Source organism: Kribbella sp. NPDC051936 (assembly GCF_040680955.1).
In the GTDB taxonomy this organism is placed as follows: Bacteria; Actinomycetota; Actinomycetes; order Propionibacteriales; family Kribbellaceae; genus Kribbella.
This window is the reverse complement of sequence record NZ_JBFAXS010000002.1, coordinates 600,826-620,476: the sequence shown is the minus strand read 5'-3', so window position 1 is coordinate 620,476 and position 19,651 is coordinate 600,826. Positions and strand designations below refer to the sequence as shown.

The 19,651-nt window shown below is 71.5% G+C and carries 19 protein-coding genes; 9 read left to right on the top strand and 10 right to left on the bottom strand.

Features of this window, described 5'->3' with window-relative positions:
• Positions 1-2 precede the first annotated feature (2 nt).
• Positions 3-1,937: a beta-galactosidase gene (locus AB0L64_RS08550; protein ID WP_363709170.1), complete on the top strand. Its 1,935-nt coding sequence runs from the start codon at positions 3-5 to the stop codon at positions 1,935-1,937.
• Here the strand turns inward: AB0L64_RS08550 and AB0L64_RS08545 are convergent.
• Together AB0L64_RS08545 and AB0L64_RS08540 are read right to left on the bottom strand one after the other, a co-directional pair.
• Entirely contained in the window at positions 1,913-2,932 is a 1,020-nt protein-coding gene (locus AB0L64_RS08545) for a LacI family DNA-binding transcriptional regulator (RefSeq protein ID WP_363709168.1), read from the bottom strand. The two genes, AB0L64_RS08550 and AB0L64_RS08545, sit on opposite strands and share 25 nt — an antisense overlap.
• Complete coding sequence (locus AB0L64_RS08540) at positions 2,841-3,842, bottom strand: EamA family transporter (protein ID WP_363709166.1); 1,002 nt, start codon at positions 3,840-3,842, stop codon at positions 2,841-2,843. The genes AB0L64_RS08545 and AB0L64_RS08540 overlap by 92 nt, the downstream gene beginning before the upstream one ends.
• Positions 3,843-3,882: 40 nt before the next feature.
• Between AB0L64_RS08540 and AB0L64_RS08535 the strand changes: the two genes are divergently transcribed.
• Together AB0L64_RS08535 and AB0L64_RS08530 are read left to right on the top strand one after the other, a co-directional pair.
• Positions 3,883-4,377, top strand: coding sequence for a MarR family transcriptional regulator (locus AB0L64_RS08535; RefSeq protein WP_363709164.1), 495 nt, complete (start codon positions 3,883-3,885; stop codon positions 4,375-4,377).
• A gap of 81 nt (positions 4,378-4,458) precedes the next feature.
• The gene (locus tag AB0L64_RS08530) at positions 4,459-5,904 is read left to right on the top strand and encodes a glycosyltransferase 87 family protein (RefSeq protein ID WP_363709802.1); all 1,446 of its coding nucleotides are present in this window, start codon (positions 4,459-4,461) and stop codon (positions 5,902-5,904) included.
• Here the strand turns inward: AB0L64_RS08530 and AB0L64_RS08525 are convergent.
• On the bottom strand, positions 5,901-6,830 hold the full coding sequence (locus AB0L64_RS08525) for a threonine/serine dehydratase (RefSeq protein ID WP_363709162.1): 930 nt from the start codon (positions 6,828-6,830) through the stop codon (positions 5,901-5,903). The genes AB0L64_RS08530 and AB0L64_RS08525 overlap by 4 nt on opposite strands.
• Before the next feature lie 84 nt (positions 6,831-6,914).
• Here AB0L64_RS08525 and AB0L64_RS08520 point away from each other — a divergent pair, with 84 nt between their 5' ends.
• Positions 6,915-7,175, top strand: a complete 261-nt coding sequence (locus tag AB0L64_RS08520) for a WhiB family transcriptional regulator (RefSeq protein WP_329000709.1) — start codon at positions 6,915-6,917, stop codon at positions 7,173-7,175.
• On the opposite strand, the gene AB0L64_RS08515 is transcribed toward AB0L64_RS08520, so the two are convergent.
• From AB0L64_RS08515 to AB0L64_RS08500, 4 genes are all read right to left on the bottom strand, one after another.
• Positions 7,172-8,020, bottom strand: coding sequence for a hypothetical protein (locus AB0L64_RS08515; protein WP_363709160.1), 849 nt, complete (start codon positions 8,018-8,020; stop codon positions 7,172-7,174). The two genes, AB0L64_RS08520 and AB0L64_RS08515, sit on opposite strands and share 4 nt — an antisense overlap.
• A complete protein-coding gene (locus AB0L64_RS08510; RefSeq protein WP_363709158.1) occupies positions 7,977-9,251 on the bottom strand; it encodes a glycosyltransferase 87 family protein in 1,275 nt (424 codons plus the stop codon). The genes AB0L64_RS08515 and AB0L64_RS08510 overlap by 44 nt, the downstream gene beginning before the upstream one ends.
• A gap of 1,001 nt (positions 9,252-10,252) precedes the next feature.
• Positions 10,253-11,503 carry a DUF2064 domain-containing protein gene (locus AB0L64_RS08505; protein WP_363709156.1) on the bottom strand — a complete coding sequence of 417 codons (1,251 nt, stop codon included), beginning with the start codon at positions 11,501-11,503 and terminating at the stop codon, positions 10,253-10,255.
• The gene (locus AB0L64_RS08500) at positions 11,500-12,150 is read right to left on the bottom strand and encodes a glycosyltransferase family 2 protein (protein ID WP_363709154.1); all 651 of its coding nucleotides are present in this window, start codon (positions 12,148-12,150) and stop codon (positions 11,500-11,502) included. The genes AB0L64_RS08505 and AB0L64_RS08500 overlap by 4 nt, the downstream gene beginning before the upstream one ends.
• Before the next feature lie 122 nt (positions 12,151-12,272).
• On the opposite strand from AB0L64_RS08500, the gene AB0L64_RS08495 reads away from it, so the two are divergent.
• Positions 12,273-12,971 (top strand): response regulator transcription factor, encoded by a 699-nt coding sequence (locus AB0L64_RS08495; protein WP_359923355.1) that lies wholly within the window; start codon positions 12,273-12,275, stop codon positions 12,969-12,971.
• 8 nt (positions 12,972-12,979) lie between these two features.
• Positions 12,980-14,134 (top strand): HAMP domain-containing sensor histidine kinase, encoded by a 1,155-nt coding sequence (locus AB0L64_RS08490; protein WP_363709152.1) that lies wholly within the window; start codon positions 12,980-12,982, stop codon positions 14,132-14,134.
• On the opposite strand, the gene AB0L64_RS08485 is transcribed toward AB0L64_RS08490, so the two are convergent.
• Together AB0L64_RS08485 and AB0L64_RS08480 are read right to left on the bottom strand one after the other, a co-directional pair.
• Positions 14,114-15,127: an NAD-dependent epimerase/dehydratase family protein gene (locus AB0L64_RS08485; protein WP_363709150.1), complete on the bottom strand. Its 1,014-nt coding sequence runs from the start codon at positions 15,125-15,127 to the stop codon at positions 14,114-14,116. The two genes, AB0L64_RS08490 and AB0L64_RS08485, sit on opposite strands and share 21 nt — an antisense overlap.
• Positions 15,127-15,888: an S-methyl-5'-thioadenosine phosphorylase gene (locus AB0L64_RS08480; protein WP_363709148.1), complete on the bottom strand. Its 762-nt coding sequence runs from the start codon at positions 15,886-15,888 to the stop codon at positions 15,127-15,129. The genes AB0L64_RS08485 and AB0L64_RS08480 overlap by 1 nt, the downstream gene beginning before the upstream one ends.
• A gap of 116 nt (positions 15,889-16,004) precedes the next feature.
• Between AB0L64_RS08480 and AB0L64_RS08475 the strand changes: the two genes are divergently transcribed.
• Genes AB0L64_RS08475 through AB0L64_RS08465 form a run of 3 tightly spaced genes read left to right on the top strand, consistent with a single transcriptional unit; the run spans position 16,005 to position 17,892 of the window.
• The gene (locus AB0L64_RS08475; protein WP_363709146.1) at positions 16,005-16,499 is read left to right on the top strand and encodes a hypothetical protein; all 495 of its coding nucleotides are present in this window, start codon (positions 16,005-16,007) and stop codon (positions 16,497-16,499) included.
• Positions 16,496-17,422 (top strand): RNA polymerase subunit sigma-70, encoded by a 927-nt coding sequence (locus AB0L64_RS08470; RefSeq protein ID WP_363709144.1) that lies wholly within the window; start codon positions 16,496-16,498, stop codon positions 17,420-17,422. Before AB0L64_RS08475 ends, AB0L64_RS08470 begins: the two co-directional genes overlap by 4 nt.
• Complete coding sequence (locus tag AB0L64_RS08465) at positions 17,419-17,892, top strand: DUF4265 domain-containing protein (protein WP_363709142.1); 474 nt, start codon at positions 17,419-17,421, stop codon at positions 17,890-17,892. The genes AB0L64_RS08470 and AB0L64_RS08465 overlap by 4 nt, the downstream gene beginning before the upstream one ends.
• Here the strand turns inward: AB0L64_RS08465 and AB0L64_RS08460 are convergent, their stop codons facing one another.
• Positions 17,893-19,548 carry a bifunctional 3'-5' exonuclease/DNA polymerase gene (locus AB0L64_RS08460; RefSeq protein ID WP_363709140.1) on the bottom strand — a complete coding sequence of 552 codons (1,656 nt, stop codon included), beginning with the start codon at positions 19,546-19,548 and terminating at the stop codon, positions 17,893-17,895.
• Positions 19,549-19,651: the final 103 nt, after the last annotated feature.

Below are 19,651 nucleotides of genomic sequence, written 5' to 3'. Positions count from 1 at the left end.
CCATGAGTCTTTGGTACGGCGGCGACTACAACCCAGAGCAGTGGGACCCCGCGGTCTGGAAAGAGGACGTCGACCTGATGCGTCAGGCCGGTGTGAACCTGGTGACCGTGGGTGTCTTCTCGTGGTCGAGCCTGGAGCCCGCGCCCGGCGAGTACGACTTCGCGTGGCTCGATCAGGTGCTGGACCTTCTCCACGACGGCGGGGTGAAGGTCGACCTGGCCACGCCGACCGCCTCACCCCCGCCGTGGTTCAGCCGGCTGCACCCCGAGGCGTTGCCGGTGACGGCTGACGGCGTACGGCTGACGCACGGCAGCCGCGACACGTACTGCGTCTGCGCACCCGCGTACCGTGACGCGGCCCGCGGGATCGCTCGGGCGCTGGCCGAGAGGTACGACGATCATCCGGCGCTCGCGATGTGGCATGTGCACAACGAGTACGGGACCACCTGCTACTGCACGTTCGCGGCGGAGCGGTTCCGCGGGTGGCTGCGGGAGCGGTACGGATCGCTCGATCGGCTGAACGAGGCGTGGACGACCGCGTTCTGGAGCCAGCGGTACGCCGAGTGGGCGGACATCGAGCCGCCGCGCGCGACGCAGTACCTCGTGAATCCGACGCAGTACCTGGACTACCGCCGGTTCTGGTCCGACGAGTTGCTGGCCGCGTACCTGGACCAGAAGGCGGTGCTTCGCGAACACTCGGCGGCACCGATCACGACCAACTTCGTCTTCGGCGGCTGGGTTCCGGTGAACCATGCGCGGTGGGCGGCCGAGGTCGATGTCGTTGCCATCGACCACTATCCGGACCACGCCGGCATCGGCGCGGAGGAGCAGACCGCGTTCGGCGCGGACCTGGCCAGGGCCTGGGCCGGCGGGAAACCGTGGCTGTTGATGGAGCAGGCGGCAGGCGGCCTGAACACCGGTGAGCGGTGGCATACGAAGGAGCCCGGCCGGATGGCGCGGCACAGTCTGTCGCATGTCGCCCGCGGGTCGCGCGGTGCGCTGTTCTTCCAGTGGCGGGCGTCCCGGGGCGGTGCGGAGATGTACCACTCGGCGATGGTTCCGCATGCGGGTGCGGACAGCGCGAGGTTCCGGGAGGTCGCGCAGCTCGGATCCGTGCTGCCGCGGCTGGCCGAGGTGGCCGGGAGCACCGTGGTCGCGGAGGTCGCGATCCTGTGGGACGCCGAGTGCTGGTGGGCGATGCAGGGCACGCATCTGCCGTCGTCGTCGCTGGACTACCTCGCCGCCGTACGATCCGCGCATCGGCATTTCTGGCATGCGGACGTGACGGTGGACTTCGCGGCTCCGGACGCCGACCTGTCGTCGTACCGCGTCGTGGTGGTGCCGTCGTTGTATCTCGTCTCCGACGAGACGGCCGAGAACCTCGCCGCGTATGTCGAGAGCGGCGGGCAACTGGTGGTCGGGTACTTCAGCGGGATCGTGGATCCGGATGTCCGGGTGCGGTTGGGTGGGTATCCCGGCGCGTTCGCGGAGCTGCTCGGGGTGCGGGTCGAGGAGTTCCATCCCCTGTCGGGCGAGGTTGCGTTGGCCTCTGGTGGTCGCGGGCGGGTGTGGAGCGAGGACGTCGAGGCGGTCTCGGCCGAGGTCGTCGACCGGTACGCCGGGGGAGTGCTGGACGGGAAGCCCGCCGTCACCCGCCGCCAGGTCGGCACCGGGACAGCGTGGTACGTCTCGACAGAACTCGACGACGACACCGCCGCCGATCTCGTTAGCCGCTTGGCGGGCGCGGGGCGGTCTGCGGGCGGGTTGGTGGAGACCGTGCGGCGGCGGGACGGTGGGGTGACCTGGGTGTTCTTCATCAACCACGGCGACGCCGACGCCGTCGTACCGGCCGTGGGCACCGAGTTGGTCGCCGGGGCGGCTGTGAACGGTGAGTTGGTGGTGCCCGCCGGCGGCTACGCGGTGGTGCGCGAGGCGTGAGGTCCGCTGCTGCCGCGCGCCGTGAGGGTGGGCGGCAGCAGCGTCAGCTCCGGAACGCTGCCGCCTTCGAGTTTGGCGATCAGGGCTTCGACGGCCTGTTCGCCGATCTGTTCGGCCGGGATGGTGACCGAGGACAGCTGCGGGACCTGCCGTTCGGCGACGTCGTCCGCGCAGATCGCGACGAGCGACATGTCCTCGGGCACCCGGCGGCCGAGCCGGCGCAGGACGTCGAGGAGCGGGCCGATGATCGGCTCGTTCTGCACGACCAGTCCGGTGATGTCCGGGTGCTCGGCCAGCAGTTGCTCGACCGTGTGCAGGATCGCGTCGAACGTGTGCTCACACGGCGTTTCGACACCGAGCACCCCACGGCGCCCGGCAGCCTCGGCGAACCCGGTCAGCGTGTGTTGCGCGAACCCGGTCTGCCGCTCGTACACGGCCGACGGCGTACCGAGCAGGGCGAGCGAGCGGTGGCCGAGGTCAGCCAGGTGATCCACACATCGAGCGCCCGCCGCAACGAAGTCGAGGTCGATACAGGTCAGTCCGGCGGCGTCCTCCGGGTACCCGATCAGGACCGACGGCATCGGCAACTCACGCAGCATCGGGACCCGCTCGTCGTGCAGCTCCACGTCCATCACCACCAGCGCGTCGACCAGCGAGCTCTGTGCGACCCGCTCGAGTCCCTCCGGACCCTCGTCCGCGGTCAGCAACAGGACGTCGTGGTCGAACCGGCGGGCCGTGGTCACGACCGCGGTCGCGAATTGCATCATCACCGGGACGTGCATGCCGGTGCGCAGCGGGATCACCAGCGCCAGCACGTTGGACCGCTGGCTGGCCAGCGCCCGCGCGCTCGCGTTCGGCCGGTAGCCGAGAGCGCGGACGCTGCGCTGCACCCGCTCGCGGGTGTCAAGCGAGATCGTCCGCTTGCCGCTGAGCACATAGGACACCGTGCTGGTCGCCACCCCGGCATGCCGGGCGACGTCCGCGATCGTGACCATGGTGCTTCCCCTCTTCCGTCGGCACCCCAGTTCTACCCCAGTCGAAGCGCTTCGACACGCCAATTGATCGTACTTGGCTCAGCGTGATGCCGGCGAACACCAGCGCCAGGCCGAGGAGCTGCCGCGCGGTCAGGACATCGCCGGACCACAGCACGCCGAGGAGTACGCCGGTGACCGGGTTCAGCAGCCCGATGAGGCCGACGGTCGCGGCGGGCAGCCGGCGCAGCCCAGCGAACCAGGCCGTGAACGCGAGCGCGGTCGCGACGAGTCCGACGTACACGAAGCCGGCGACCGCGGGTCCGTCGAGGTGTGGCGGACTGCCTTCGACGACGACCGCGAACGGCACCAGGACGATGCCGCCCGCGACCAGTTGCCATGCGGTCGTGGCGAGCGGCCCCTCGTCGGCGCGGCCCCACTTCTTGGCCAGGACGTAGCCGCACGACGACATCGTCAGCGCGGCGGCCGACGCCGCGACGCCACGGAGATCGACGGCGGCCGATCCCGCGCCGAGGAGCAGGACGACGCCCGCGAGCCCGGCGGTCGCGCCGGTGAGGACCTGGACGGTCGGCCGTTCCGCGAGCAGGCCCCAGGCGAAGAGCGCCATTGTGAACGGCGCCGCGGACATGATCGTCGAGGCCAGGCTGACGGGGAGCAGCTGGGACGCGAGGTAGATCAGCGCGAAGAAGGCGCCCATGTTGCAGATCCCCAGCACCACCGATCGCCACCACCAGGCGCCACGGGGGAGGCGGCGGGCCAGGGCGAGCAGGAGGAGCCCCGCGGGCAGTGCGCGCAGAACCGCGCCGTACAAGGGATGCCCGGCCGGCAGGTACTCGTGGGTGACGAAGTAGTTCGTGCCCCACGCGATCGGCGCGACCGCGGTCACCAGGGTCCAGCGGAAAGTGTCTTCCATGGAAAATATTATATCTTCCCGGGAAGATATAGTGGAAGCCGTGGACCACGTGGCAAGGATCCAGGCGGAGTGGCGGACCGAGCGGCCGGACGTCGACACCGCTCCGCAAGGGGTGATCGGTCGGCTGCACCGGATCGCGAACCAGCTGACCGGTGAGTTGACGTTGCTCTACGCGCAGTACGGGCTGACCGAGGGGGAGTTCGACGTCCTCGCGGCCCTGCGGCGCGCAGGAGCGCCGTACGAGCGCGCGCCGGGGGAGATCGCGCTGCACACGATGGTCACCACGGGCGCGGTCACCAAGCGGGTCGACCGCCTGGAGGAGGCCGGGCTGGTCGATCGCCGCCGCAGCGACGAGGACGGGCGCGGCCGGGTGGTCCGCCTGACGCCGGCCGGGCAGCGGCTGATCGACAAGGCCTTCACCGCCCACATGGCGAATGAGAAACGTCTCCTCGAGGCCCTCACGCCGGTCGAGGCCAAGCAGCTCGAGAAGCTTCTCACCACGTGGCTCGCGCGCCTCGAGCACCCGACCGGATAGCGGCGCGCGGGAACCACCTGCGCCCCGCGTAAGGCACAGGTGGGTAACCTCTCCTGGTCGCCGGGTGGCCGATAGGAGATGATGCCGACCGTGACCGGACCACAGCGCGAGCTAGCGCAGACGCCGTCGGAGGCTGATCCGGCGCTCGCCGGCCTGACTGTCGGGCTCGGTGGGCCGTCGGGGCGGTTCGCCCGGCTCAGCTCGTCGTGGTGGACGCCGCTGCGGATCGCGCTCGCGGTCTGCACGATCACCTTCGGGCTCGGCGTGCTGCAGAAGGCGCCCTGTATGGAGGCCGGCTGGGACCGGCAGAGCTGGCGGCCGTTCAAGGCGCTCTGCTACTCCGACATCGGGTTCCTGTACCAGGAGCGCGGTTTCGCGGAGGGCAACCGGCCGTTCCTCGACACCGGCAACTACCCGGTGCTGGAGTACCCGGTGTTGACCGGCGGTTTCATGGAGGTCGCGGCGCAGATCACCTGGCTGATCACCGGCGACCCGAAGAAGGACCTGACCGTCGAGCAGAAGCGCGACACCGCCGGTGTGTTCTTCCTGGTGAACACCGTGCTGCTGTTCCTCTGCGCACTGCTGATCGTCGGCCTGACGGTAGCGACCGCTCGGGGCGTCGAGTCCAGACCCGGCGCGGCCCGCGGGCAGCCGCTGGACGCCCTGTACGTCGCCGCGGCGCCGGTGCTCGCGCTGACGTCCACGATCAACTGGGACCTGTTCGCGGTGGCGCTGACGGCCGGGGCGATGTTCGCGTGGTCACGCGGGAAACCCATCTGGTTCGGCGTCCTGCTGGGGCTGGGAACGGCGGCGAAGTTCTACCCGTTCCTGCTGCTCGGCCCGCTGCTGATCGTCTGTATCCGCGGGCGGAAGCTGTGGCCGTGGGTCCAGGCGACGCTGGCGGCCGCGATCGCGTGGGGACTCGTGAACGCGCCGATCTACCTGCTCGCGAAGAACGAGTGGTTGTCGTTCTGGCAGTTCAACGACGAGCGAGAGAGCGACTACGGCTCGATCTGGTACGTCCTGAAGCTCGCCAAGCACGAGGTCGCGGACGTCAACCAGCTGAACATCGTGATCTTCGCCGGGCTGTGCCTGTCGATCGCGATCCTCGGGCTGATGGCGCCACGACCGCCGCGGTTCGCACAGCTCGCGTTCTTGGTGGTGGCCGCGTTCCTGCTGATCAACAAGGTCTACTCACCGCAGTACGTGCTGTGGCTGCTGCCGCTGGTGGCGCTGGCCCGTCCGCGGCTGCGCGACTGGCTGATCTGGCAGGCCTGCGAATGCTTCTACTGGATGCTGGTCTGGATGCATCTGGCGCAGTTCCTGGCGCCTGGTGATCCGCAGATCCCGGACCGGATCTACTGGTTGTCGGTGATCCTGCGGATGGCGGGCACGCTGTGGCTGATGCTGGTGGTCGCGCGCGACATCCTGCTCCCGGAGAACGATCCCGTCCGCCGGGGCGACGCGGTGGACGACCCGTCCGACGGCGTCCGCTCCCGCGCGCAGGGACGGCTCGCGACCGCCTAGAGCGCCAGCTTCGACACGTCGAGGTTGCCGCCGCTCACCACAGCGGCGGTGACGCCGGTGAGTTGCACGCTGCCTTCGAGCAGCGCGGCGAACGGAGCGGCCGCCGCGGGCTCGAGGGCGAGCTTCGTGCGCGACATGACCAGACGCGTCGCCTCCAGCAGGGCTTCCTCGCCGACCCGGACGACCTCGTCGACGTACAGCTGGATCAGCGGGAGGTTGCGGGTGCCGCAGACGGGCGCGGCGAGACCGTCCGCGATCGAGCGTGCGGTGAGGAGCCGCTGCGGCTCGCCCGCTGCCAGGCTGCGACTGACCACATCGGCGTGCTCCGGCTCGATCCCGATCACGCGGATGTCCGGCTTCAGGAGCTTGACCGCGGCGGCGACCCCCGAGATCAGCCCGCCGCCGCCCACCGGAACCAGCACCGCGGCGAGATCGGGGCGATCCGCCAGCAGTTCGAGGCCGAGGCTGCCGTGGCCGGTGATCACGTCCTCGTCGTCGAACGGGTGCACCCCGGTCAGTCCGCGCTCGTCCCGAATCCGCTCGTAGGCGGCCATCAGGTCGCCCTCGACGAGCTCGACGGTGGCGCCGTATCCGCGGGCCGCGGCGACCTTCGCCGGGACGGCGGTCGTCGTCATCACCACGGTCGCCGGGACGCCGGCGTCCCGCGCGGCCCAGGCGAGCGCTCCGGCGGCGTTCCCGGCCGAGACGGTGACCACCCCGCGCTCCCGCTCGGCGGCACTCAGCCGGAGCAGCTTGGTCAGCAGGCCGCGGACCTTGAAGCTGCCGGTCTTCTGGAACAGCTCCGCCTTGAGCACCAAATCGGCGGCGAAGTGGTCGTTCAGTGCGGACGAGGTCAGCATCGGTGTGCGGTGGATGCGTCCGTCGAGGTCGCGGGCGGCCTGGCGGATGGCGTCGAGCGTCGGCATACCCCAGACTGTAAAAGTCTAGTAAGTAGGTCATATTGCGAGACAAAGAGTCGGCGACGTCGCCGGGGACTTACCGTCGGAGTCATGAGGCCGACGCTGACCGTGATCGTGGATCCCGCCGACCGCTGGATGAGCCGGGCCGCGTGTATCGGTCAGGCGCCGGCGTACGACGAGAGCGCGTCGCGCTGGGAGCAGCGCAAGGCGCGGGAGCTGTGCCTGACGTCGTGCCCGGTGCTGGCCGAGTGCCGGGAGTGGGCGCGGCGGACGAAGTACACCGGGACGGCCGCCGGCGAGACCCTGCTGTACGGGCGTCGCCGGGGCCACCCGGAGTCGGCTGCGAGTTAGATCCGGCCCGCGACGGCAGCGGCGAGTTTGCCGGCTGCGTCCGGGGACTGCGGGAGGAAGAGGTACGGCTCGATGAGCTCGATCTCCATCAGCAGGAAGCGGTCGTTGACCACGACGCCGTCGACCCGAGCGTACGTCGGCGTCGGGCCGGAGGCGGCCAGCGCGGCGCGGGCGGCATCGAGGACCGCCGCGGGCGGATCGGCCGGCGTCGTCCGGCCGCCGTGCGATTCCTGGACCCGGTAGTCGCCGGTCGCGGGCTGCTTGATCACCGCGTGGCTGAACTCGCCGTCGAAGAACAGTAGCGACCACTCGCCGTCGGACTGGATCTCCGGCACGAACGGCTGCACGAGGTACACCACGTCGGGCAGCTCGTCGAGCGCCTGCTCGAGCTCGGGAGTCCCCGCGACGCCGCGGACGGTGTGCAGGGCATTGCCGCTCACGGTCGGCTTGATCACGATCTGCTCACCGGCCAGCCCGGCGACGACCTCGCGCAGGCACGGGCCCGCCGCGACCTGGGACGGGACGATCGCCACGCCGCGTTCGCGCAGTTCGAGCAGGTACTGCTTGTCGCTGTTCCAGCGGACCTGGTCCGTGGAGTTCAGCACCGGTACGCCGGCCTTGTCGAGCTGGGCGAGCCACTCGGTGAACACGTCGTACAGCCGGAAGTAATCCCAGACCGTGCGCAGCAGGACCGCGTCGTACGCGGACCAGTCGACCGACGGGTCGGTCCAGACCTCGACCACCGGGTCGAGGTCCGCGGCGCGGAGCGCGTCGAGGAGCGGGCGTTCGTGCGGGTGCAACTCAGCGTAGTCGGCCGAGGTCGCGAGGGCGATGCGTTTCGTCACGCCCGCCAGTGTTGGCGGCGAGAGGCGCTGCGGTCAAACCTGATTCCGCAGCGACCCGGCCACGGAGCGTGAATGCGATGACAACGATGACGGCGGCGGCCAGCTGGATCAGGCCCTGCCGGGTGTCGTGCCCGAAGCTGCCGTAGGCGAGGTACGACGCGACCGGTACGGCGATCCACTCGGGGCGGCCGGCCAGCGCGGCGAGGGCGATCAGCGGGAGGCCGTACCACGGGTACGTCGGCGTGGCGACCAGCAGCGCCGCGCCGTACAGCCAGCAGCAGGTCAGCGCGAGCGGGTCGCGGCGTGCACGGTGGAAGGCGAGGATCGCGAGGCCGAGCGCGAGGGCGGCGGCGACGACCTGACGGGCCTCAGGAGGCAGCAGGAGCGCGAGAATCGCCGACCGCGAGCTGCCGTCCTCGAAGCCTTCCTGGTTGAGGTAGCCGGGCAGGAATCCCAGCACCAGGATGCCGACGGCAAGGACATGCGGGACGTAGGTCGCGACGAAGGTGCCCAGGGCAACGTGTGGCTTGCGGCGGCGGAACGCGGGGAGCAGCAGCAGCGGCAGGAGCTTCACGCTGCCGGCCGCGCCGAGGAGGATCGCGGCCAGTCGTGGCCGGCGGGCGGCTGTGACCACGGCGGCCGTGACGAGGAGCGCGGCGAGGACGTCGACGTGGGCGGCGTTGCTTGCTTCGAGGGCGACGATCGGTGACCAACCCCACAAGGCCGCCCACCGTGGATTCTGTACGGCGAGTAGCCAGGTGAGTGCGATCGCGAGCAAAGCGGCTGCCAGTTGCAGGCCGAGCGTGCCGACGGACCACGGCGTGACGAGCGCGACCACGGTGAAGTACGCCTCGGCCACGGGCGGGTAGATGGTCGGCACGCCCGGTCGGTTGATCCGCGTCCGGGCGTCGTCCACCGGCAGACTCGCCGGGTCCTCCGGGATGCTCGTCACGCCCGACCGCTGGTCCGGCAACAACCCCGGGAACAGCACCGGGTCCCGCAGCTGCGCCAACCGATCGTCCAGCGGTACGTAGCCGTACGGCGAATGTCCCGACAACTGCACACGCCCGTCCCACACGTACCGGTAGGCGTCCGTGCTCGTGATCGGTGCGTGCAGCACCCCCGGCACCTGGCACAGCCCCGCCACGACCACCACCGCGCCGACACTCAACCCACGCCCGAACCGCCACACCAGAAGCCCGACCAACCCGCACCCCACCGCCAGCACCACATTCGGCCACCACTGCCGCTCCGCCGCCCACCCGCCCGCCACCCCAACCCCAACCGCCCCCACACCCGCCAACCATCCCCACCCCGCCCACCCCGCCGCCCCCGCCGACCCCGCCCCCGCCGACCTCGGCCCCGCCGACTCCGCCCCCGCCGACCTCGGCCCCGCCGACCCCGGCCCCGCCGACCCCGGCCCCGCCGACCCCGGCCCCGCCGACCCCGGCTCCGCCGACCTCGCTGGCCCCGGCTCAGCCGGCCCCGGCGACTCCGCCGACCTCACCGGCTCCGGCGACTCCGCTGACCTCACCGACTCCGCTGACCTCACCGACTCCGCCGACCTCACCGGCTCCGGCGACTCCGCCGACCTCACCGGCTCCGGCGACTCCGCCGACCTGACCGGCTCCGGCGAATCCGCCGACTCCGCCAGCTCGGCTAGCCCCGCCGAATCCGTCGACTCCGCCAGCTCGGCTAGCCCCGCCGAATCCGTCGACTCCGCCAGCTCGGCTAGCCCCGCCGAATCCGCCGACCCCGCGCGGACGGCCCACCCGCGCGCCCGCCGGGATGCCGCCGGTCCGCCTGCCCGGTCGGATGCCGTTTCAGTGGTTGACCCCGGAGATTGCCGCTTCGCACGTCGCATGAAGGAGGGTGAACCGGCCATCTCAGGGGCTGACCCCTCAGATGGCCCGAGCCCGAGCCCGAGCCCACGCCCGCGCCCGAGCCCACGCCCGCGCCCGAGCCCACGCCCGCGCCCGAGCCCACGCCCGCGCCCGAGCCCACGCCCGCGCCCGAGCCCACGCCCGAGCCCGAGCCCACGCCCGAGCCCGAGCCCACGCCCGAGCCCGAGCCCGCGCCCGAGCCCGCGCCCCAGCGCGAGCCCACGCACGAGCCTGCGCCCGAGGCCGAGCCTGCGCCCGAGCCCGAGCCCGAGCCCATGCACGAGGCCGAGCCCATGCCTGAGCCCGGGCCGGTGGCGGGGGCGGATGGGGTGGTCGGGTGGGGTGGGCATCAGGCGGTCCGGCGGAGGGTGAGGAAGGCTCGGTGGGGGGTGCGCCAGTCCTCGGTGGGGTGCAGGCAGGTGGCGCGGGCGTGCCGGATCAGGGCGCGCGTGCCGATCCTTGCCCAGGGCAACGGGGTGGAACGGCGTCCGGTGGAGCTGCGCAGCACGATCGGCGTGGTGTCGTCGAGCTCGTCGTCCGGGTCGACCTCGACGAGCACGAGACCGTCGGGCCGGACGAGCTCGGCGCAGCGCCGCAGCAGGTCCGCCGGATCACCGCCGATCCCGATGTTGCCGTCCATCAGCACCACGCTGCCCCAGCGTCCTTCGCCGGGCAGCCGGTCCTGCACCGGTCGATGCAGCGCCGCCGCACCGCGCGACGTGGTGAGCGACACCGCACGCGGCGACACGTCGACGCCGAGCGCTGGGATGCCGCGTTCTGCCAGCGCGGTGACGATCCGCCCCGGCCCGCACCCGATGTCCAGCACCGGCCCTTCGCAGCGGCTCAACGCCAGTCGATCCACCTCGTCCGCGGGTGCCGTCCAGCGGTCCAGCTCGGACAGCGACGGCACGGTCCGCCCGTCGGGGCCCGTGGCAACGACCTGCGTCGTACCGCCGAGCGCCTGGTCGAACAGGAGCCCTGGATGCGCTGCGTGCTGCAGCCGCCGATACAGGCGCGATACCCGCAACGACGGATACTCGGCCGCGAGATAGGCCGCGTCCCGTGGCGTGTCCATGTCCCGCAACGTCGGCAGCATTCGCACCCGCAATCCCAGCGAGAGCAGCCGCCGGAGCTGGTCCCGTCCGGTGTGGTCGGTCGACATCGGTACGCCGACCAGCGCGCGCCGATCCGGCTGCCGGAGCCCGAGGCACCAGTACCCGCCGTCCTCGGTCAGCCCGAGCACCGCGTCGTACCTGGACCAGTGGAATCCGAGGACCTCGGGTCGTAGCTGCGGCGTGTCCATCCCGACGAGCAGCATCGGCGTACAGTCGTACGCGTCCTCGAACGCCGCCGCGAGCCGCTCGTCGAGTCCGCCGCCGCGCTGCTCCACGACCTCGAACCCGGGCGGCAGCCACGGCCCCGGATCGCCCTCGAGCACGACCACCCGCCGCGTCGCGGGCGCGGCCTGGACCGCATTCAGTGTGTCGACGAGCGACGCCCGCGCGAGCGCCGCGGCCTCCCGCGGGGTGAACTCGGTCTGCAGCCGCGTCTTCACCCGCCCGGGTACGGGTGCCTTCGCGATCACGATCAGGGTGTTCACCGGGCGAGCACCTTGGACATGTCGCGGACCGCGCGGGCGGCGCCCAGCGGCGTACCGGTGACTTTCGAGCGGCCCGAGCGCGGGAGGTAGTCGACGTCGACCTCCGCGATCCGCCACCCGGCGTCGGCGGCGCGGACGACCGTCTCGAGCGGGTATCCGGAGCGCCGATCCGTCAGCCCGAGACCCAGCAGTGCGGTACGCCGGGCCGCGCGCATCGGGCCGAGGTCGTGCAAGGCCACGCCCGTACGTCGCCGGATCCGCCGGGAGAGCTCCGCGTTGGCCAGCCGGAGGTGCCACGGCCAGACCCGCCGCGACACCGGGCGCCGGCGGCCGACGATCAGGTCCGCGCGGCCGGCGACGACCGGCGCGACGACCCGGACCAGCTGCCGCGGATCGAGTGAGGCGTCCGCGTCCATCACCGCGACGACGTCCGCGTCGGCCGCCTCCAGACCGGCGTGACACGCGGCGCCGTACCCCTTCGGTTCGCACCGTACGACGGTCGCGCCGAACCCGGCGGCGACCGCGGCCGAGTCGTCCGTGGAGCCGTTGTCGACGACGATGGCGCGGACACCGGGTGGGATCCGTTCGAGGACCCAGGGCAGCGCGGCCGCCTCGTTCAGGCACGGCAGGACGAGATCGACCGACATGCTTCGACGGTAAGGACGGATCCGCGCCCGCGGCGGCCGAACACGACTACGGGTCGCTTACGGCGCACTGCGTAGCGGTGCTGGTGCGGCGGCTGGACGAGCGGAGGATCTACGCTCGGAGCGTGGCTACTCGTGTGCTTGTGGTGGACGACGACCCGACCGTGTCGAACGTCGTCTCGGCCTATCTGACGAAGGCCGGGTACGACGCCCGCGTGGTCGCGGACGGCGCGTCCGCGGTCGAGGTCTGGCAGCAGTGGAAGCCGTCCGTCGTCGTCCTGGACGTGATGCTTCCCGGGCTGTCCGGGCTCGAGGTGCTGCGCCGGATGCGCGCGGCCGACGACGGCGCCGCGGTGATCATGCTGTCCGCGCGCGGCGAGGAGGAGGACCGGCTGGTCGGGCTCGAGGTCGGTGCCGACGACTACGTGGTCAAGCCGTTCAGCCCGCGGGAGCTCACGTTGCGGGTGCAGGCGATGGTACGGCGCGAGGAGCGGCTGGCCGGGCTCGATCTGACACCGACGAAGCTGAGCGCGGGGCCGGTGATGGTCGACACCGCGGCCCGGCGGGCGTATCTCGACGGGACCGAGCTGTCGCTGACGCACCGCGAGTTCGACCTGCTGGCCTATCTGGTGTCGCACGCCGGCAAGGCGTACACGAAGGCCGAGTTGCTGCGCCGTGTCTGGGGCTGGGACTTCGGCGACTCGTCCACCGTCACCGTGCACGTCCGGCGGCTCCGGGAGAAGATCGAGACGGACCCGTCCGACCCGAAGCTTGTGCTGACCGTGCCGCGCACCGGCTACCTGTTCGCGGGTGACGCCGAGTGAACAGGGACATGGCGACCATCCTGGCGCTGACCACCTTGTGGACGCTGGTGGTGGCAGCGGTCGGGGCGGTCGTGTTGTGGCGTTTCCGGCGGCGGTCGTTGCGGATCACGATGATCGTGGCGGCCCTGGCCCCGATGGCCGGCGCACTGGCCGCGGTGCTGCAGAGCGTCCGGGCGATGTTCATCTCCGAGCACGACTCGTGGGTGGTGTTGTGGACGCTCGCCTTCGCGGCGCTGCTCGGGCTGGCGATGTCGGTGCTGCTCGGGCACTGGATCAGCGTCGGGTCGCGGGACGTCGGGCGGCGGTTGCGGCATCTCGGCACGTCGTACGAACCGACCGAGGCCGCCGGCGGGGCGGTGCCGGCCGAGCTGGCCGCGTTGACCGACGAGCTGGAGATGACCCGGAAGAAGCTGGCGGCGTCGCATCAGCGGGAGCGGGCGCTGGAGACCAGCCGGCGGGAACTGGTCGCGTTCATGTCCCACGATCTGCGGACGCCGCTGGCCGGGTTGCGGGCGGTGTCCGAAGGTCTCGAGGACGGCGTCATCGACGACGTACCGGGGGCGTTGCGGCAGATGCGGGCGACGGTCGACCGGATGACCGGGCTCGTGGACGACCTGTTCGAGCTGTCCCGGTTGTCGGCCGCTCCGCCGCCGCGCCGGCGCTCCGCGGTCAGCCTGCGGGAGCTGGCCGAGGACGTCGCGGGCGAGAACAACGAGCACGCCCGGGCCGAAGGCGTCCAGCTGGCGGTGTCCACGCCGGACGACGACGATCGGCTCGCCGTACAAGGCGATCCGGACGAGCTGACGCGCGCGGTCACCAACCTGGTCGGCAACGCGATCCGGCACACCGCGCGCGGCGGGATCGTGACACTGGCGGTGGACCGGGAGACCGACGGACGGGTGCGGCTCGCGGTGACCGACGGCTGCGGCGGGATCCCGGACGACGACCTGGACCGGGTCTTCGACGTCGGCTGGCGCGGCGACGAGCAGCGCACGCCCGAGTCCGTCGAGGGCCGGTCGGGCGGCGGCGGTCTGGGACTGGCGATCGCGCGCGGCGTGGTCGAGTCTCACGACGGAAAGATTGCCGTCAGCAACGTCGACGGCGGCTGCGCGTTCCGGATCGACCTGCCGCCGGTGCCGGTGCTAACCGGCCGAGCGGAGTAGGTCCTCCAGACCGGTCTGCAGGTCGTACGCCGGCTTCCAGCCCAGCTCGTCCTTCAGGCGGTCGGACGAGGCGGTGATGTGCCGGACGTCGCCGAGGCGGTACTCGCCGGTGACGATCGGCGCCGGCCCGCCGTACGCGCGGGCCAGTTCGGTGGCGACCTCACCGATGGTGGTGACGGTGCCGCTGCCGACGTTGTACGCCCGGAACGCGGGCTGCTGGGGGAGGGCAGCAGCCGACAGCGTCACCGCGGCCGCGACGTCGCGGACGTGGACGAAGTCGCGGCGCTGACCGCCGTCCTCGAAGACGCGCGGCTTCTCGCCGCGTTCGAGCATCGACCGGAAGATCGCGGCGACCCCGGCGTACGGCGTGTTCCGCGGCATGCCGGGTCCGTACACGTTGTGGAAGCGCAGCGCGGTGACCCGGCCGCAGGTCTCGCGGGCCCAGGCGGCGGCGAGATGCTCGCCGTTGAGCTTGCTGGCCGCATAGGCGTTGCGCGGATCCGGTACCGCGTCCTCGGTGACGAGCCCCGGGCGAAGCGGCGCTCCGCACAGCGGGCAGGGCGGTTCGAAGCGGCCGGCGTCCAGGTCCTCGGTACGCCGCGGGCCCGGGGCGACCTGTCCGTGCTCGTCGCAGTCGTAGCGGCCCTCGCCGTACACGACCATCGAGCTCGCGTAGACGAGGTTGCGGACGGTGCCGAGGGACTTCAGCAGCACCGCCGTACCGAGGCTGTTGGAGGAGACGTAGTCATCGATGTCGTTGAGGTGTACGCCGAGCCCGACCTTGGCGGCCAGGTGGATGACGGTGTCGATGCCCTCGAAGGTGCGCGGGTCGCGGACGTCGCCGACGATCAGGCCGGGCCGTGGCTCCGGACGGTAGGCGTGGACATCCGGACGGAACGAGTCGAGGACGGTGACCTCGTGGCCCTCGGCACGAAGCTGGTCGTGGACGTGGCGGCCGATGAAGCCGGCTCCGCCGGTCAGCAGGACTCTCATCAGGCGTCCAGCGAGTGGCGGCAGCTGCAGTCCGCGTCCGGTTTCGGGAGCTGGCCGATGACGTCCTTCAGCAGCTGTTGCAGCCGCTCGATGCTGCGCTTGAAGGCCTCGAAGACCTCTGCCTGGGTGACGCCCGTGCCGGTCTCCACGCCGGCGTCGTGGTCGGTGACGACGGCGATCGACGTGTAGCAGAGCGCGAGCTCGCGGGCGATCGCTGCCTCCGGCGCACCCGTCATGCCGACGACGGACCAGCCCTGTGCGGCGTGCCACCGCGACTCGGCGCGGGTCGAGAACCGCGGTCCGTTGACGACGACCATCGTGCCGTCCGGTACGACGTTGCCTGCGGCAATCACCGTGGCGCGGCCGACGGGGCAGTACGGGTCGGCGGCCGACGTGTGGACGACCGGCGCCTCGTCGTACACGGTGTGCTCCCGGCCCCACGTCCGGTCGACATACTGGTCGGGCACCACGAACGTGCCGGGCGTCAGCTCGGGTCTGAGCGAGCCGACCGCACACGGGCCGAGGACCTGGCGGACACCGAGCTCGCGCAGCGCCCACAGGTTCGCGCGGTAGTTGACGCGGTGCGGGGGGAACCGGTGATCGGCGCCGTGCCGCGGGATGAACGCGACCTCCCGCCCGTCGAGGTCACCGACCACCGGCGGCTCGCTCGGAGCGCCGTACGGGGTGTCGATCTCGATGGTCTCCGCAGCGGTCAGGAACGAGTAGAACCCGGACCCGCCGATCACGCCGATATCAGCCATGCTGCCGACGCTAGTGCCGCGAAGCGTCGTGACTACCGAGTCCGGACGGACCGTCAGCACTCCGTAATCGGCGGGGTCGTGTGGGGACGGGCGGAGCGGTGAGGTTGGCTTGGGGCGTGGAGATCTCGTGGGTGCTGCTCGCGGTGGGGGTGGTGCTGCTGGTGATCGGCGCCTACGCGAGCTGGACCGCGGGGCGGCTCGACAGGCTGCACCGGCGGGTGGAGCTGGCCCGTGCCGCGCTGGAGACCGAGTTGGCGCGACGGTCCGCCCTGGTCGCGGAGCTGGCCGGCAGCGACATCCTCGACCCGGCCTCCGCGCTGCTCCTCCTCGACGCCGCGCACCGCGCCCGCGCTGCCTCGCTGCAGTCACTCGAGGTCCGCGAACAGGCCGAGTCCGCCCTCACCCGCGCGATCCACGCCACCGGCACCGAGGTCGAACCGTGGGCGGGCGAGCTGGCCCTGGCCGTGCGCCGCGTCCAGCTGGCCCGCCGCTTCCACAACGACGTCGTCGTCTCGACCCGCGAACTGAGGCGGCGGCGCCTGGTCACGTGGTTTCGTCTCGCCGGTCGTGCACCGATGCCGACCACGATCGAGCTGGAGGACGGACGATGAGCAGCTTCGAGGAGGACCTGGAGCGGTACCGGCACGAGTTGCGGGTGCACTGTTACCGGATGCTCGGGTCGTACGACGAAGCCGAGGATCTGGTGCAGGAGACGTTCTTGCGGGCATGGCGGGCGCGCGGGGAGTTCGAGGGGCGGTCGTCGGTGCGGGCGTGGCTGTACCGGATCGCGACGAACGCGTGTATCGACGTACGGCGGCCGCGGCGGGTGTTGCCGTACCAGTTGGAGCCGGCCTCGTTCCCCGCGACGGCGTTGCCGGCGCGGGACGACGTGGCCTGGCTGCAGCCGTTTCCCGACGTACTGCTCGATCGGGCCGAGGAACCGGACGCGGTCGCGATCCGCCGGGAGACGATCGAGCTGGCGTTCCTGATCGCGATCCAGCACCTGCCCGCGCGGCAACGCGCCGTACTGATCTTCCGCGACGTCCTCGGCTGGTCCGCGCGGGAGACCGCGGCCGCCGTGTCGTTGTCCGTGGCTGCGGTCAACTCGGCGCTCCAGCGCGCCCGCCCGGTGCTTCGCGAACACCTGCCGTCGCATCGCTCGGAGTGGTCGGCACGCGACTCGTCCGAGGACGAACGCAAATTGCTGCAGCGCTACCTGACCGCCTGGGACAACGCCGACCCCGCCGCACTCGCCGCGCTCATGCACGAGGACATCCGCATCACGATGCCGCCGTACCCGTTCTGGTTCTCAGGCATCGACGACGCGATCCGCTCCCTGACCCCCAACCTCACCCCGGCCCGCTGGCGCTTCCTCCCCACCACCGTCAACCACCAGCCGACCCTCGCCGCCTACCTCGAACACCGCCTCTTCGCCCTCGACATCTTCCGCGTCGAAGAAGGCCGCATCGCCGAAATCACCGCCTTCGAAACCACCGACCACCGACGCTTCGGCCTTCCGGAGGAACTGCGATGAGATTCATCGTCCACGACGACCCGGTGCTCCGTGCCGACAGCAACTACATCGCGCAGATCGCTCTCGCGCCGTTCGGCTTCGACGACCAGGTCGAGCAGGTCTGGCTCCGCCGAACAGCCGACGGCTCGGCGACGCTGTGCTGCATTCCGTTCCGCGCGTACGGCGTCGCGCTCGGCGACTCAGTGCGCCTCTCGGACGACTCCATCGTCACCAAGGTGCTCGCCCGCTCCGGGCGCCGCGTGCTGCGCGCGCTGCTCGTCGATGAGCCGGACCCGACGAGGGCCGTCACCGAGCTTCAGCAACGCATCACCGACACGGGCCTGCGATCCGAATGGAGCGGCGACCGGCACGTGGCGATCGATGTCCCACCGGGTCTCGAGCCCTCGGCTCTGCTCGACCACCTTGATGTCGGCGAAGCGGACGGCACCCTGCACTGGGAGTGGGCCGACGTGGAGCCGTTTGCCGTGTGACTACTTCGCGTCGGCGTAGTTCTTCACGGTGGCTGCGGTGAAGGCGAAGTTGGTGGGGGTGGGGCCGAAGGTGAGGGTGCCGGCGAGGTTGCCGGCGGTCTGGATGGCGGTCGTGACCTGGTCGGCTTCTTCGGCGGGGCAGTGCACGATGACCTCGTCGTGCTGGAAGAAGACGAGCTCGGCCTTCAGCGGCGCCAAGGACTGACGGAGGGCGGCGAGGAGCAGCAGGGCCCAGTCCGCCGCGCTGCCTTGGACGACGAAGTTCCTGGTGAAGCGACCGCGGGCGCGCGCATGGCGGGGGTCGGTGGCGGGGATGTCGGCGGGCGGTCCTTCCAGCATGGCCTCGTCCAGTGGATGACCGCTCGGCGGGCAGGTGCGCCCCAGGTACGTCCGCACGAGCCGCCCCTCCTCACCCGCGCGCGCCGCGTCGTCGACGTACGCCACCGCCTGCGGGAACCGTTTGCGCAGCATGGCGAGATTCTTGAGCCCGTCGCCCGACGTCTGCCCGTAGATCGCGCCCAGCACGGCGATCTTCGCCTGCGCACGGTCGCCGGAGAACGCCTGGTCCGACACGGCCTTGTAGAGGTCCCCGGGGTCCGCGGCGACCTCCATCAGGGCCCGGTCGCGGGAGATGGCGGCGAGCACCCGCGGCTCGAGCTGGGACGCGTCGGCGACCACGAGCCGCCAGCCGGGGTCGGCGACCACCGCGCGGCGGATCACCTTCGGGATCTGCAGCCCGCCGCCGCCGTTGGTCACCCAGCGACCCGAAACCGTGCCGCCGGGCAGGAACCCGGGCCGGAACCGCCCGTCGTGCACCCAGTCGCTCAGCCAGGTCCACCCGTTCGCCGTGTAGATCCGGTAGAGCTTCTTGTACTCCAGCAGCGGCGCGACCGCGGGATGGTCCAGATGCTCGAGCTCCCACTTCCGCGTCGACTTCACCTGGTATCCAGCCTGCTTGAACGCTTTCAGTACGTCGGCCGGCAGCTCGGGCCGCACGCGGTGCCCGAACGCCGCGGAGATCTCGTCGGCGAGCTCGGTCAGCCGTCGCGGCTCGCCCGAACCGGCGAACCGCTCGCCGAGCAGCTCGCCCAGCACCTCCCGGTGCGCGTCCGCGCTCCACGGCAACCCGGCCAGATCCATCTCGGCGGCGACCAGCATCGCCGACGACTCCGATGCCGTGAGCAACCGCATCCGGTCGGGGTGCTCGGCCAGGGCGTGCCGCCGGAGCTGGTCGGCGTACACCCGCAGGAGCGCCTCGAACGGCACTGGCTCGACGGCGATCTCGAACAGCGACGACTGCTCACCCGGTACGACGGCGCGCAGCGGTGGATCCGGCGGGACCGGGCGACCGCTGAGCCGGGCCCAGGCCGCGGCCGCGGACCGTGGCTCGCCGAGCCGGCCCTCGTGGCCGAGCAGGAGACCCTCCGAGTTCTCGATGTCGTAGCACCGCTCGACCCGCACACCGGCGGCGAGCAGCCGCGGGTAGACCTCCGCCGACGAACGCCACACCCACCGCGTGACCTGCGGCCGCGAGGCGACCGACGCGACCAGATCCGGCTCACGCAGGATCTCCCCAGCCGGCTGCCCGTCCGGATGCAGCGCAACGAGCATCGCCCCGCCGCCCTCCTCCGGAGCGATCAACCACCGTTCATCCACACCCCGAATCCTCACACCCGCGACCGACACTTCCGCACCAGCACCTTGAGCCTCTACCGATCACTTCGGGCGTGCGAGATTGGTTGGCGGGTGCTCAAAGTCG